12 protein-coding genes and 2 pseudogenes are annotated in these 14,235 nt (G+C 69.1%); 6 read left to right on the top strand and 8 right to left on the bottom strand.

The features are described from left to right. Window positions 1–275 precede the first annotated feature (275 nt). Window positions 276–897 (top strand): annotated as a pseudogene (locus tag RM445_RS31130) (transposase); the annotation flags it as partial. Window positions 898–1,821: 924 nt separating this feature from the next. Here the strand turns inward: RM445_RS31130 and RM445_RS31125 are convergent. Together RM445_RS31125 and RM445_RS31120 are read right to left on the bottom strand one after the other, a co-directional pair. Then, a complete protein-coding gene (locus tag RM445_RS31125; RefSeq protein WP_311560453.1) occupies window positions 1,822–2,184 on the bottom strand; it encodes a PaaI family thioesterase in 363 nt (120 codons plus the stop codon). A gap of 342 nt (window positions 2,185–2,526) precedes the next feature. After that, on the bottom strand, window positions 2,527–2,844 hold the full coding sequence (locus RM445_RS31120) for a hypothetical protein (RefSeq protein WP_311560451.1): 318 nt from the start codon (window positions 2,842–2,844) through the stop codon (window positions 2,527–2,529). Between the two features lie 252 nt (window positions 2,845–3,096). On the opposite strand from RM445_RS31120, the gene RM445_RS31115 reads away from it, so the two are divergent. Continuing rightward, on the top strand, window positions 3,097–3,588 hold the full coding sequence (locus RM445_RS31115; protein WP_311560450.1) for a hypothetical protein: 492 nt from the start codon (window positions 3,097–3,099) through the stop codon (window positions 3,586–3,588). 214 nt (window positions 3,589–3,802) lie between these two features. Here the strand turns inward: RM445_RS31115 and RM445_RS31110 are convergent. Beyond that, window positions 3,803–4,117: pseudogene (locus RM445_RS31110) on the bottom strand (winged helix-turn-helix domain-containing protein); the annotation flags it as partial. Window positions 4,118–4,651: 534 nt separating this feature from the next. Further along, complete coding sequence (gene deoC / locus RM445_RS31105) at window positions 4,652–5,338, bottom strand: deoxyribose-phosphate aldolase (protein ID WP_311560449.1); 687 nt, start codon at window positions 5,336–5,338, stop codon at window positions 4,652–4,654. 141 nt (window positions 5,339–5,479) lie between these two features. Here deoC and RM445_RS31100 point away from each other — a divergent pair, with 141 nt between their 5' ends. Then, the gene (locus tag RM445_RS31100) at window positions 5,480–6,499 is read left to right on the top strand and encodes a zinc-dependent alcohol dehydrogenase (protein ID WP_311560448.1); all 1,020 of its coding nucleotides are present in this window, start codon (window positions 5,480–5,482) and stop codon (window positions 6,497–6,499) included. Window positions 6,500–6,524: 25 nt separating this feature from the next. Here RM445_RS31100 and RM445_RS31095 read toward each other — a convergent pair whose 3' ends face one another. Further along, complete coding sequence (locus tag RM445_RS31095; RefSeq protein WP_311560447.1) at window positions 6,525–8,135, bottom strand: FGGY family carbohydrate kinase; 1,611 nt, start codon at window positions 8,133–8,135, stop codon at window positions 6,525–6,527. A gap of 43 nt (window positions 8,136–8,178) precedes the next feature. After that, window positions 8,179–9,213 carry an alcohol dehydrogenase catalytic domain-containing protein gene (locus RM445_RS31090; RefSeq protein ID WP_311560446.1) on the bottom strand — a complete coding sequence of 345 codons (1,035 nt, stop codon included), beginning with the start codon at window positions 9,211–9,213 and terminating at the stop codon, window positions 8,179–8,181. 56 nt (window positions 9,214–9,269) lie between these two features. On the opposite strand from RM445_RS31090, the gene RM445_RS31085 reads away from it, so the two are divergent. Further along, complete coding sequence (locus tag RM445_RS31085) at window positions 9,270–9,728, top strand: TetR/AcrR family transcriptional regulator C-terminal domain-containing protein (protein ID WP_311560452.1); 459 nt, start codon at window positions 9,270–9,272, stop codon at window positions 9,726–9,728. 832 nt (window positions 9,729–10,560) lie between these two features. After that, entirely contained in the window at window positions 10,561–11,424 is an 864-nt protein-coding gene (locus RM445_RS31080) for an alpha/beta fold hydrolase (RefSeq protein WP_311560445.1), read from the top strand. Window positions 11,425–11,556: 132 nt separating this feature from the next. On the opposite strand, the gene RM445_RS31075 is transcribed toward RM445_RS31080, so the two are convergent. Together RM445_RS31075 and RM445_RS31070 are read right to left on the bottom strand one after the other, a co-directional pair. Continuing rightward, complete coding sequence (locus RM445_RS31075; protein WP_311560444.1) at window positions 11,557–12,528, bottom strand: YihY/virulence factor BrkB family protein; 972 nt, start codon at window positions 12,526–12,528, stop codon at window positions 11,557–11,559. A gap of 444 nt (window positions 12,529–12,972) precedes the next feature. After that, window positions 12,973–13,500: a TetR-like C-terminal domain-containing protein gene (locus tag RM445_RS31070; protein ID WP_311560443.1), complete on the bottom strand. Its 528-nt coding sequence runs from the start codon at window positions 13,498–13,500 to the stop codon at window positions 12,973–12,975. Window positions 13,501–13,530: 30 nt separating this feature from the next. On the opposite strand from RM445_RS31070, the gene RM445_RS31065 reads away from it, so the two are divergent. Next, window positions 13,531–13,839 (top strand): VOC family protein, encoded by a 309-nt coding sequence (locus RM445_RS31065; protein ID WP_311560442.1) that lies wholly within the window; start codon window positions 13,531–13,533, stop codon window positions 13,837–13,839. Window positions 13,840–14,235: the final 396 nt, after the last annotated feature.

The raw sequence follows: 14,235 nt of genomic DNA, 5'->3' as shown, positions 1-14,235 counted from the left end.
GTGCCCGGCCACCGACTCCACTTCCAGAATCTCGCGCTGCGGATCAGCCCGTCCCTGCACCACGACATCGTCCCAGCCCCTGACCGGCAGCTCGGCCCAACACACCGATTGTTCAGGGCTCTCCTAGAACCGCACCACGACGCCTACGATGCGCGGTCGGACTTGATCATCGGAGGTCGTCGCAGCACTGTACTAAACGCCTTAATTTGGGACGTCGGCGCGAGCGCGTGTGACTCGGCTGACGGAGGCGGGTCGCGGATCTGTTGGGGCGATAGGCGATGGAGCAGATGCTGGCTGGCCTGTCGGCTCGCCGCTACCACGTTGACCTGGAGCCGATCGGTGAACAGGTCGCGGAGAAGGCCACCTCGACCAGCAAGTTGACGATCTCGCGTCGGTTCGTGCGAGCCACCGAGCACGTCCTGGCCGAACTGATGAACGCGGACCTATCCGGGTTGGACCTGGTCGCGCGGTCAAGGACGTGTTCGACCACCCCGTTATCGCCCGCTGCCAGCTCCACAAGATCAGGAAGCGCGGGACCGGCTCCCGGAGAAGCTGCGCACCATGGTCCAGCGGCGGATGCGGGCCGCCTGCAAGGCCGACTCCGCCCTGGCGACACGAGCCCAGCTCGAGGCGGTGGCCGCGGAGCTGGACAAGACCCACCCTGGAGCGGCGGCCAGCCTGCGCGAGGGCCTGCCCGACACCCTCACCGTGGTGCGCCTGGGCGTCCCGCCCACCCTGGCCAGGACGCTGAGGTCGACGAACGCGATCGAATCCATGATCAAGATCTGTCGGGAGCACGCGAAGAACGTAAAGAACTGGCGTGACGGTCAGATGGCCCTGCACTGGGCCGCGGCGCGTGACCGCCGTGGAGCACCGGAACACCGTCGGCTGAAGGGCACCGCGGCCGCCGCGTGCCGCTTTCTTGGGGCCAGCGTGGGACCACACGTCGTGGTCGGTGGGCCGCGAACTGCGCGGATGTCACGTCGTTCATTGTGCTGACAGGGCGTTAACGTGCGTCATCCACCACCTTCGTGGACGTAGCCCCCCGGCCGAGCGAGATCGCCCGGCACCTCGACCTTGGCGTCGAGATCGTCCTGGAGGCGCTGGCTGCCCAGGATGCGGCCCACACGGCGTCCTTGGACGAACCGGGATGGCATGGCGATGGCGAGGGCTCGGGGGACCGGGGCCGGTTCGCCGCCGCGCTCGGGCAGACCGAGCCGGAGCTCGACCTGGTCGAGCGTCGCGAGGGTCTCGCGCCACTGCTCGCGGCGTTGCCGGACCTGACCCGGGCTCCGCGGCCAGCTCGCCGCAGACTGACCGCAGCATCGGGCGTTGTCGGCAGCGCGGGACGAGCGGCGCTCACCCGATCACCGAGACACAGTGTTCGGCGCCGGGCGTCCCTGCCCGGGGCGTGGGTACGTATCCCACCGGGTCGGTGACGTGCCCGGGAATCTCACCGATCAAGGCTGCGGTGGTCCAGAAGCCGGCCACCGCGGCCGGCCTGGCTAGACCGTCACCTGTGCGCTGCCGCTGCGTGTTTGGTCAGCTCGACCAGGCGCTCGTAGCCCAACCTCGAAGAAGACCGCCGCACACATCCCGTCCCAACGGATTCGATGGTGAGGAAGGTGTACGGGCGCTATCGATCAATACAGATATCCGCCCGGTCGCCCACGTTGTTTTCGGTCTTCGAACAGGCAGCGACAGATGCGCCCGAGCCGGGCAGGGGATGGGTAAGCAGGACATTTCGATGCCCCCGCTGGCAGGACTGACAGGGCGGGCTCTTGGCACCAGGATTTCAGCCGGTACGGCCCGATCCACCCGTCAGCGCTGGACGAGCGCGAAGGTCGCCAACGCGGTCACCAGCAGTTCGCCGTCCTGCTCGACGCTCGCCTCGCACACCAGCACCTGCTCGCCCTGCTGGCGGACCTCAGCGCTCGCCACCAGGCGGCCCTCGCTTCCCGGCTTCAGGTAGGCGATCGTCAGCTGGCTCGTCGCCGGTGTCTGCCCGTCGACCACGCTGCGAACTGCCTGGCCCATGGCCGTGTCGACGAGCGTCGCGAGCACGCCCCCATGCAGGGTGCCGGCCGGGTTGAGGTGGCGCTCTTCGGCCTCGAGCTCGAGCCGCGCACGACCCTGTCCCGACGTGGTGCCTGCGATGCCGATCCAGCCAGCGAAACCGTCCACGGCCAAGGCGTTACCCGTCCCTCGACCAGTGATGCCACCGATCGGCGCCAGCTAAGTCGGCTTCACGATGCCCCAGCTGGATGCAGGACCGCCAGGACAATGACAACGCCGGTCCGAACGGCCCGGTGCTCGATGGCGAGCGGTGTCCGCGCCCGGCGGCGCCTGGATCCGATGTGCGAGGACTCCGGGCCGGGCCATGGGCGGGAACAGGCCTGAACTCGCCACCCGGGCCGGGGTCTTTCTGACGGCTACTGCGGAAATGCTGTCAATGGATCTGTGCTCGGCGAGGATCTGTGCTCGGCGAGGATCAGTGCCGGAGCGACCGGGTGCACGACGTAGGGGTCACAACTGCGGCGGAACGCCCCGGTGCGCCTCATCTGCAAGCTTCAGCGCTCGCGACAGGAACTGATCGCGAGCTTCCGGGATTACGTCAATCCGTTGCGGCCGCTGAAGCAGTGGGTAACGCCGTCCGCTGATGCGCCCCGCCGCGACGAAGATGAGCCGCCGTTGTGCTCTGTCATGCGCCCACCCGAGGGAACGGCAGGGCACGACGGAGAACGCCCATTTGACAACAACGCTGCCAATAACGGTCACCGCCAACGACGCCGTCGACCTACCTGGACGACAAAGTATTTCCTGGTTATAGGCGTTGAGCTGCACCGCGGCCAGAGTTGACACGGAAGAGGCCACCGGTTCGATCCCGGTCCTACCCACCACTGGGGCCGCTGCGGGTCGGTCACGTTCCAAATCCAGAAGAGTCCGGCTTATATCAGCCCGGACGGCCACACCGTCGCAGCCGCGGTACTCGGTGAACGTGGAGTCAGCGGCGCGGGTGGGCGGGCCGTAGCGGGCTGCGACGTGTGGGGGAGACTCGATCGCCCCATCCTGCTGTCCGAGCGGAAGGATGTCGCTGTGGCGTCGACCGAGGTGCTGGGCACTTATCTCAACGATCATCTGGCAGGTGCGAACGCTGGGGTGGAGATGGCTCGCCGGCTGCACCAGCGTGCGGCGGGGGGACCGGATGCCGCCGCGTTGGGCCGGCTCGCCGAGGAGATCGACCAGGACCGCAACGAGCTGCGCGGGCTCATCGAGCGGCTCGGGGAGGCCGGTCACCCGGTCAAGAAGGCCGCGGGCTGGTTCGTGGGGAAGGCACATCGACTTGCCGTCACGAAGCTGCTGACGCGAGACAAGGACCTCAGCATGCTGCTGGAGACCGAGGCGTTGGCGCTGGGCATCACGGGCAAATTGGCGCTGTGGCAGGCGCTGCTCGCGGTGGCGCCCGTCTATCCGCAACTCGTCGAGGCCGACCTGGTCCGCCTCGCTACGCGGGCCCGTGAGCAGCACAGCCAGATCGAGACGATCCGCATTGCCGCCGCTTGTCGGTCCTTCACACCGCCTCCGTGATCGCGTCCCTATCGTCCGCGATGCTGCGACGGTCGCCTTGACTGGGGCAGGCCGGCGGCGACCGGCTGAAGAGACGAGAAGAGCACGTGTCCCCGGTGAGTGTGCGGTGAGCTGAATCCCTCGCAGCGGCGAAGGCCCGGTTCGCAGCCACCGACGCTTTGCGGGGCGCCCCGCCGCTTGTGTGGCGGCGGGCGGTCCGCATTCCCGGCCGGGATCAGGCCGGGCGGGCGTGTTCCGGTCGTCCGTTGCGTCGGGCCAAGTGCTGGTCGTCGGGCGTCTTGGTGTCGTCCGGCAGAACCGCGAGGCCCGCGCGGGTGGGGCGGACGAACTTGTAGCCGACGTTACGCACCGTGCCGATCATCTGCTCGTGCTCGGTGCAGAGCTTGCCCGCAGCCTCCGCACGTGGACGTCGACGGTGCGCGTGCCACCGAAGAAGTCGTACCCCAAGACCTCCTGCAGCCAGTTGCGCACGGGTGAACACCCGGGCGGCGTGCTGGGCGAGGTACTTGAGCAGCTCGAATTCCTTGTGATGCCGTGACCTCCTCGCCCCTCCAGGTTGTCGCCCGCGATCTCCTCGTCGGTTCACTCGGGTTCAAGCCTCGTCGCTTCGCGCAACCCTGGGACCAGGTCAACTACCACGGCGCTCAAACGCCGTTCATACTTCTGGAACCGAGTCCGTGCGGTCAGATCGACGGTCACGACCGGATCGCCGGTCTCGGGCTCACAGACTGCCGGGACGAGTGCGGCTCTCATTGACTGCGTGATCGAACGACTCGAGGCCTTAATTTTTAGAGGCGGCGCCGTGGGTCATCCGCCGAACTCGACGGGAACTCGAGCCTCGCGGCACCACCCACCCAGATCAATCGCGAAGTGGGTCGCTTCCGAACAGCGGAACAACCATCGCCCGATGCTTTTCTGTCGAGAAGCTCAGATGCTGGTGCGGCAACGCCCGTGATCAGAGCTCGACCTACCGAACGCCCCAATACGACGTGGCTGCTGTCCGTGTCGGACCGTGCATGATTGGATTCACGAAGTGCAGACCGGACGCAACGGCCAGCCTGCGTTATGAGCCGCATTCGGCGAGGATCGCCCTGGTCTTGGAGATCCCGATCCGGTCGGCGCCAGCGTTGATCACTGCGATGCAGTCGGCGAGCGTGCTCATTCCGCCGGCCGCCTTGACCCGGGTGTGCGGGGCCGCGCCCTTGCGCAGCAGCGCGACGTTCTCGGGCGTCGCACCCGTCGCCGCGAAGCCGGTCGAGGTCTTGACGAACGCGGCCCCCGCCTCGGACACGAGCGCCGAGCCCTTCAGGATCTGCTCGTCGGTGAGGTATGCCGTCTCGAGGATGACCTTGACCTCTGCGGGTGCGACCGCCCGGACGACCTCGGTGATGTCCGCGAGGACGACGTCGTACTCACCCCCGACCAGCGCGCCGATCGGGATCACCATGTCGACCTCCGTGGCACCGTCCTCGACCGCCTTCACCGATTCGAAGACCTTGACGTCCGTGCGCATCGCGCCATTCGGGAACCCGGCGACCGTCCCGAGGAGGACATCGGTGCCTGAGAGGATCTCCGCGGCCAGCTTGAGGTGGTTCGGGACGATGCAGATCGCCTTCGGGCGGACCTCCGCCGCGTACTCGAGCCCGGCCACGATCTCGTCGCGCGTGAGCTGAGGCTTGAGCAGGGAATGGTCGATCATCCCGAGGAGCTGCTCGCGGCTGATGTTGACGGACTCGCGAGTGGCGCTCATCGTGCTTCCTCGTGTTCGGGTGGAAGTGCGGTCAGACGTTCAGGCTAACCCGCAATTCTCCCGGTACGGTCACTTCCGGTCCGTGAACCGAGCGGCGAGGGCAGCGGTGACCCTCGCGGCGACCCGAGGAGGACAGCGACGATGAAGGCCCTGCGCATCCTCGGTGACCAGCGTGTCGAGCTGGTCACGGTACCGAAGCCGGCGGTCCGGGACGGCTGGGCCCTCGTCCGTCTCACGATGTCCGCGGTGTGCGGCACCGACCTGCACCACTACCGTGCGGACCCCGAGGAGGTTGGTGACCGCGCACAAAAGGCCGCAGGTCACGAAGCCGTCGGCGTCGTGGAGGAGGTCGGCCGCGGCGTCGAAGGCCTCGCCGCGGGGACGCGGGTCGTGGTGTACCAGCACTACGGGTGCGGCCGCTGCGAGTACTGCCGCATCGGCGAGCCGATGTTCTGCCCCCACCGTCAGACGCTCGGCAACCACGTCGACGGCGCGGACGCCGAGTACCTGGCCGTACCGGCGTACATCTGCCAGCCGCTGCCTGAGGGCATCAGCGACGAGATCGGCACGCTCATCTCGTGCAGCTTCGGCACGGCCGTCTCCGGCGTCCGCAAGCTGGGACCGAACGCTGGCGACACGGTCGTCGTGTTCGGCCTGGGCCCCGTCGGATGCTGCGCGGTGGTCGCCGCCGGCGACGGCGTGGACGTCGTCGCCGTGGACCCGGTGCCGAAGCGACGGCAGCTCGCGGAGCGCCTCGGGGCGGCGGCGACCATCGACCCGACCTCGTCCGACACGCAGGCGGTGGTGCGCGAGCTCACGGGCGGACGCGGCGCGGAGGCGTCCCTCGACAGCTCGGGCAACCCGCGCGCGCTCTCCGAGGCCCTCGGCGTCCTCAAGCCCCACGGCAGCATGGTGGTCCTCGCGGCAACGACCCCGTGGACCGTCGACCCCGGGAAGATCCGGCGCGGGGCCCACCAGCTCATCGGGTCGTGGGTCTACGGCCTGGGCGAGTTCGACGCGGTCACGCGCCTGGCCGCGGAGAAGGCCGACGTGCTCCAGCAGATCGTGACCCGCCGTTTCACCGGGGACAACGGCGGCGAGGCCTTCCGGGTCGCCGCCGGCGCCACCGAGGGCAAGGTCGTGATCGACTGGACGCGCTGAGCCGCGGGAGCCCGCTCGGTGACGTCTACGTCGCCGCCGCGGCCTCCTGCTGCGGGCCCACGGCACCCGCACCCGTCCACATGTGTGGCGCGAGGCCCTTGTCGGCGGCCTCCAGCATGTGGTCGTTGAGCGCCCGCCAACGCGGGTAGAGCTCGTCGTAGGCCGCCCGGGCGCCCGCCTCCGGCTCGATGACACGGGCCGTCTGCACCGTCGCCTTCACCGCCTCACCCAGGTCCGCGTACGCCCCGACGCCGACGAGTGCGCACAGCGCCGCGCCGAGGCAGGTGGCCTCAAGGACGTTCGGGATCCGCACCCGCGTGCCCAGGACGTCGGCGACGATCTGGCACCAGAGCGGGCTGCGCGACGGGCCGCCGACGAAGGAGACCTCCTCGATGCCGTGGCCGAAGACCTCCTCCAGGAGCTCCTTGTGCCCGCGCGCGTTGTACGCGCCCTCCTCCATCACCGCCCGGAAGACCGCGCCGAGCCCCGTCTCCGCGATCGTGAACGGGCTCAGGCCGACGATCGAGGGTGTCGGATGCTTCCACGACTTCGAGTTCATGACGTTCGACGCGAAGTAGTGGACACCGTTGGAACCGGGCGGTACCTGCGCGGCCAACTCACTGAGCCGCTCGTAGCCGTCGTCGAGCTCGATGCCCGGGTTCGCCGTGCGCAGGAGACCGTCACGTACCCAACGCGTCGAGAGACCGTGCGCGAAGCCGCAGCCCTCGATCATCCAGCGCTCCGGTACGACGTGGCAGAGCGTCCTCAGCCGCATCTCCGGGTCGAGCAGGGGCGTGTCGGCGACTCCGGCCGTCAGCCAGAACGTCCCGCCGACCACGCCGAACTGGTTGGCGTCCACGATGCCACCACCCAGCAGGCCGAGCTGCGTGTCCGCGCCACCCGTGATCACGGGGGTGCCCTCGAGCAAGCCGGTCGCCGCCGCGGCCTGCTTGCTCACGGTCCCGACGACGGTCCCCGACTCGACGACCCGCGGGAGCAGGTGCGAGATCCCGAGCCTCTCGGCGATCTCCGGGGACCACGTCCGCTGACTCAGGTCGAAGAGCGCCGAGGAGGAGCCGAGTGACGGGTCGCTGACGAACTCGCCCGAGAGCTTCTGGAGGACCCAGTCGCCGAGCATCGTCATGTGGTGCGCCCGGTCCCAGATCTCAGGGGCGTTGTGCTTGATCCATCGCAGCCGCGCCGACGCGGCGAGCGACGTCCAGTCGCCGCTCAGCTGGTAGAAGCGTTCCCCGAGGCCCTCGGCGAGGAGTTCCTGGGCCTCCTTCTGTGCGCGGGCGTCGACGTTCGGGATGGCCCAGATCGCCTCGCCGCCCTCGTCGTAGACGACGAAGCCCTCGCGCATGCTCGTGCTCGTGACCGCCCTGACCTCCTCGGGGCGGATGCTCTGCGTGCGGTCCGGTCCGGCCTGTTCGAGCGCACCCCTGATGCACTCGGTCACGATCCGCCAGCCGTCCTCGGTGTTGAAGTTGAGACCGCCGGGGTGGCCGGAGGGCTCGTAGGCCCACTCCTGCTGGGAGAGCCCGAGCATGCGGCCCCCCACGTCCCACGCGAGCGCTCGGCAGCTGCCCGACCCTGCGTCGACGGTGAGCACGACGGCCCTGCTGAGATCGTTCACCGTTCTGTCTCCTCTCGTTGCCCGCACGAGATCCGGATCGCCGTCACGAGACGATCATCTTCTTCATCCCGACACCGTCGAGAGTGAGTTCGAAGCCCTCGCCGAGGTCGTCGAGGGGCAAGCGGTGCGTGACGAGGGCCTCGACGTCGATGAGGCCCGTCGACATGAGCTTCACGGTGCGCACGAACTGCTCGGGGGTGCTGGCGAAGGCCCCGGTGATCACCTTCTGCGTGTAGTGGACGTCGTTGGGGTCGACCGCGATCGTGGTCGGGGGGTACGTCCCCGCGAAGAGGACCAGCACCCCGTTGTCGGCGAGCATGCTCACGGCCTGCTCCTCGGCGGCGGGGTCGCCCACCGCGACGATGACGGCGGCCGCCCCTTCGCCGTCCGTCAGCTCGCGCACCGCCTCGATTGGGTCCGTCTCGACCGGGTCGACGAGCTCGTGGGCGCCGAGTGCGCGCGCCATCTCCCGGCGTTCGGCGTGCTTGGCCGAGACGATGATCCGGGCGCCCTGCAGCTTCGCGAGCTGGACGTGCATCATGCCCAGCGGCCCCGCCCCGACGATCACCACGTCACCGCCGATGGGGATGCGGCAGAGCTCGATGCTGTTCAAGGCGCAGCTCAACGGGTCGACGAACGACGCCGCCTCGTAGCTGACCTCGGGACCGATCCGGAGGATCGCCCGCTCGGGCACGCGCACGTACTCACTGAAGGCGCCGTCCACCATCACGCTGCGCTCGACCGAGCCGCCGATGCTCGCGATGTCGGGGCACTGGATGAACCGCCCGAGCCGGCAGGTCGCGCACCGCCCGCACGGCCACCACGGGATGACGCCGACACGATCACCCTCGCCGACACCCCGGACGTCCGACCCGACCGCGACCACGTCGCCCGCCGCCTCGTGGCCGAGAACGAGCGGGAACCGGGCCCGGGTGCTCCTGCCCGTGTATTTGCGCAGATCAGTGGGGCAGACTCCGCACGCCCTGACGCGCACCACCACGCCGTCGGCACCGGCCTCGGGCACGGCGCGCTCCTCGAACCGAAGGTCCCGCGCGCCGTAGAGCACCGCGCTCTTCATTTCTCACCCACACTCTCCCGGCCTCGTCACCCGTCCGGCATGACGCAGGTCACACTCTGAGGGTTGTCGGAGAGTGCCTGAGGGTCAAGCGTCAAGGTGGATTCACCGCGAACCTGCCCGTCGTCACCGACTGCTGCCCGGCAACACGCAGCACCGCGACGAGCTCGTCGCCCCCGAGAGACATCGGACTGCCCGGGCTGACCCTGACGAGACCGGTTACGGGCCCGAACGGCGTGGAGGTCACCGAGTACGTTCTCGCCGTCCTCGCTGATCATGCGGCATCGGACAACGACAAACTGATCGCGCTGGCGATGCTTCACGCGGTCGTGGCTGCGGCCGCCCAGGCCGAGACCTCCACCGTGGACAGGATGCGAAGCGCCCGCTTCGTGGCCCACGTCGTCGGACAGGGCGGCTATCCCCGCCTTGCGGCACTGAACCCCGGTGCACCCGAAGGCGACCCCGTCCCGCTGGCCCTGCGGCGGATCCTCCGCGGCCTGCCGCCTGAAGCAGGCTAGCGCCGCCCGATCCGCGCTGCTCTCCGCAAGCGCCGGCCTGTGCTGTCCGGGCACACAACCCGGACCGGAGAGCGACGCAGTCGGAGTCCGCGGCAGAGCGGGGGCGGGTGCACTCGGCCGTCGACCCGGGTCCGACGTGGCCGGACACCGCTCCCAGGAGTACCTGTCCGGCCACAACGGGCAGCCGTCAACGACGCTCTCACCCGCTGGCTCGAGGCCCCCGCCGCCGGGTCCTTGGTCTGGGCCCTCGACGGCGTCGAGGCGGAGGTCCGTGTCCTCCTGCCGCAATGGCCAGTCGTGGGCGTGGGGCACAGGAAGGCCGATGTGGTAGGGCCGGCGGTCGCCGGGCTTGGCTCACGAGGACGCCGGCCAAGGGGGGAAACACTATTACGGCATCAACAAACGGTTTCATTGGATTACGTCGAGGGGGCTGCTCATGCTGTTCCTGCACCATCGACGTAGGGGCGAAGAGCGTCGGCGACGATCGCGAGATCGGGGTCTCCGGCGACAAACGTGGGGGTGAACGAACGGGCGGACAAAATTTCGCTCGGGCATGCGGTGCCACGGACGTCGAACTGTCCAAGTAGGCGTACGCTGTTCGCTTCAAAGATCAGATAAGTATACGTCGCTGGCCGGAGGTCGAGACTCTGCACCCGGGGTGGCAGAGATCCGCCGGCTACATACGACGCGTCGGTGAAAGGGCACGTCCCGCTGACTGCTTCGTCAGTTTCTCGATACTGGCAGATCACCAGCTGCGGCTGTGGGGGCTGCTGTGGGCCTGGGCCGCGTGGGCGGGCATCGGCGCCGGGGGGCAGAGGCAGGAGGGCCGACCATGACCACCGACCGGCGCTTCCGATCCGCGGCCGGGGCGGCCGTGGTCCGCCGCGCCTACCGGTTCCTCATCGACACTCACCTGCCCTTCGCCGAACAGCGGACGCTGACGACCGCCGCCGGTGAGACCTTCGTCCTGAGCGCAGGGTCGGCCGACTGCCCGCCCGTCCTGCTGATGCCCGGGTCGGGCGGAGTGGCCGCGTCGTGGGGGGTCGAGATGGCCGAGCTCGGCCAGACGCGCCGGGTCCACGCGATCGACCTGCCCGGCGAGAGCGGCCTCAGCACACCGGTCCGGCTCCCACTGCAGCGCGGGGCCCATGCTCACTGGCTCCACGAGGTCGCCTCGTCGCTGAGCGCCGAGCCCGCCGCAGTGGTCGGGGTCTCCCTCGGCGGGTGGGTGGCGCTCGACTACGCCATCGCTCACCCGGAAGCCGTGCGCGAACTGGTCCTGTTCTCCCCGAGCGGCATCGGTCCGCGCAAAGTCGCGCCCCTGCTCCTGGCCGCCCTCCTCGGCACCTTGGGGGCCCGGGGTCGCCGACGGGCGCTGAGCTACCTGCTGGGGCCCGGACGACCCGCCTGGACCGATGCCTTCCATCAGGACCTCGGTGCGCTGGCGCTTGCAACGTTCCGGCACTTCCGTCCGCGAACCGACCCGATCCCGACCTTCACCGACGACGAGCTCCGATCGCTTCCTCCGGCCCTGACCGTCGTGCTCGGCGATCGAGACCGCATGCTCCACGGCGGCCGGGCAGCCGCACGGCTACGGCGCCTCTCGGTGGCAGGACGCACGGAACTCCTGTCGGGCCAAGGCCACCTCGTCCCGCAGTCGTCCTACCTCCGCCACCTGGAGGCCCCCTACCCGTGATGCCCACTCCAGGGTTGCTTCGCGAAATGGAGCGTCGGCCGAGATGGAGTGGACAGTGAGGTCTCGGGTCACGAGAAGCAGACAGTTCCGGGGCCACTGCCACACCGAGCTTGCCGCAGCTGATCACGACGGTCAGGGCTTGTCGGTCTCCTCCGGGGTGTCGAAATCGACGTTGATCGTTTCGGCCTCGCGGTACTGTTGGGCGCTGGCGTAGGACTCGTAGCTGCGGCGATCGGCCGAGGTGAGGTCGACGTCCTCGGCGAACATGGTGAGCAGCGCGCGCGGCCACAACTGCCGGGCGAGTACGGCGTTGAGCTCGGCGGCCAGGACGATGACCACCGCCTCCACGTAGATCCAGGCGAGCAGCCCGAGGACGATGCCGAACAACCCGTACACCTGGCTGGTCCCGCGGAGCTGGTAGTCGACGTAGATTGCGCCCAGCGACTGCAGGATCTGCCACATGACGGCGGCCAGGACCGCTCCCGGCAGAACCTCCCGGATTGCGGCCCTACGCGTGGTGAGTGCACGAAAGGCGAGCACGAACAGTGCGGCGTTGATGATGACGGCCAGGACGACCGCACCCATCCGCAGGCCCGGGCCGAAGCGTTCGCCAACCGCGACCAGCGCGGACAGCGCGGTGGTGAGCAGCACCCCGAGGCCGAGCAAGCCGAGCAGCAGGAGGCTGCGCAGCCGGGCGCGTATCGGGTCGGGCCTCCGGTGCACCGGTACGCCCCAGACCTGGTTGAACGCGTTCTGGATTGCCACGGCGACCCCGAGGCCGCCGTAGAGCGCCACCACGATCCCGATCGTCAGCCCCCATCCCGACCCCCGCAACGGTTGGGCGGTGCTGCCCAACTGATCGCCGATGATCGGGAACTGTCCCAGTGCACCGTCGATCAGTTGCTGCTGCAACGCTGGGTTGCCCGGCAGCAGGAACCCGAGCACCGTCGAGAAGATGAGCAGCAGTGGGAACAGCGACAGGAAGCCGTAATAAGTGATCAACGCGGCGAGGTAGCCGCCTTGGTCGTCGACGAACTTGTACACCACCGCGATCGGCACCCCCAGCCACCGGTGCCGGCGCTGGTAGGCGTCAAACCTGCTCACCACACCCACGACGACGGGCTACCCCGAAGTTCCACGCACTCCGCCGCGGCGTTCACACACCACCTCTTCGGCCGCCCAGGTATCACCCCCGAGAATGCGTGCTCTTGTGGTCGACGCCGCTCGGTCGGCTTGAACCAGCCGAGGGTTTGTTGAGTCCGCCGGCCACCCGCAGCGCGGCCAGCCTGATGGGGAAGTCGTCAGGCCTGGCACCAGGGGTGCGGAACGGCCACATGTCCTCTACCTCGAAATCGGGCGCGATCTCGGGGATCCGCCAGACCGGCTGTGCTCGGCGTCGGGGAGCCTCATCTTGCCGGGAACCCGACCAGTGATCGCCGGCCGTCGATCCACGGCCGGCCGCGAATCGCACCCCACCTTCGGCGCCGCCATCGTCGCGCCGAGTTCCAGCACGCCTTCTGGTCGCCTTGGTCGAGGGCCTGTCGTCGGTCATCGGGGCTCATGCGGGATCGGGGTGAGAGGTCCTGCGGTGACTCCGGCGGCGACGAGGGTGCCGATGCGGGTGGCCAGGTCGGCTGGCGGCTCCCACCGCAGCATGCCGATCCAGGCGTACACCGTGCCGACGAGCATGGCGTGCAACAGGCGCGGGTCGTCCCCCGGACCGAGGCGGTGCACGTGTCGTCGGAGGCGCTCGCGGCGAAGGTACTCGGCGTAGTCGGCGAGGTTTGCCCCGATGTACACGTCCTGTGTTCGCTCGACCAGCGCCTGGTCGGCGGCCAGGTCGACCAGCAGGCCCGGCACGGCCGCCTGCGCGACCGGATCACCGAACAGGGAGAGCAGGTCGGCGGCCTCGGCGCGGAGGTCGCCGGCCAATGAACCGGTGTCCACCACGTCCGAGCGGTGCAGCAGCGCGGGGTCTGCGAACAGGGCGGCGTAGATCAGCTCGGTCCGGGAGGCGTAGTCGGCGCGGTCGAGGAGGGGCCGCGCTTCACGGACCCGGACGGCCGGGTGGGCCACGCTGCGATCCGGATCGGTGGCGCCGAGGTCATGCTGTCGGACGCCTACCCCGATTACGGAGCGGTGGCCCCCGCGGAGGGCGCGACCGCGACGACCTTCGCGTTGCAGCTCGAGGTTCCAGACGCCGACGCGACCGTGCCCGCTGCGGAACGGGCGGGGGCCGTCGTGCAGCGACCGGTGGCCGAGGAATTTCACGGCAGCCGGGCCGGGACAGTGCTCGATCCGTTCGGCGTGCGTTGGATGGTGTGTACCCGGGTCCGGAACGTCGGCACCGACGATCTCGCCGCCAGCGCCGAGGAGTTTGCCAGGAAGGGGGCGCAAGCCGGACCACTGAGCTGATCCGGACGAACTCCTCCGGCCACACCGACCGATGCAGTCAGCTGTTGTGCCGCAGACTGATCGCACCGCAGGGGATTCGAAGACACTCGGGGGAGCGACTGCAGGGGACGGATTGTCGGCGTCGTGCGGTGACGGTCGATACGGACGTCCCGCGCCCGGCTAACGGCCCCAGTGAGCAGTCGCAGCACGCCCGGAATCGCCATCTAGGGTCCGGCCTCGTGGCCGGAGCCTTCGACCATCAGGATCATGTGTCGGATGCCGGTCCGGGCGGGAGTGTCCGACGAACGGTGTAAGTGTCGTCCGGCATTTCAGTTGCTCGACGGGTTGATGCGTCCGTCGAAGGTGATGGCGAAGGCGTTGAGAGCGGCCTTCCATCGGATGACCCATCGTGCCCGA

This window comes from Pseudonocardia charpentierae (genome assembly GCF_031845345.1).
In the GTDB taxonomy this organism is placed as follows: domain Bacteria; phylum Actinomycetota; class Actinomycetes; order Mycobacteriales; family Pseudonocardiaceae; genus Pseudonocardia; species Pseudonocardia charpentierae.
This window is presented reverse-complemented; position numbering and strand designations above follow the sequence as displayed.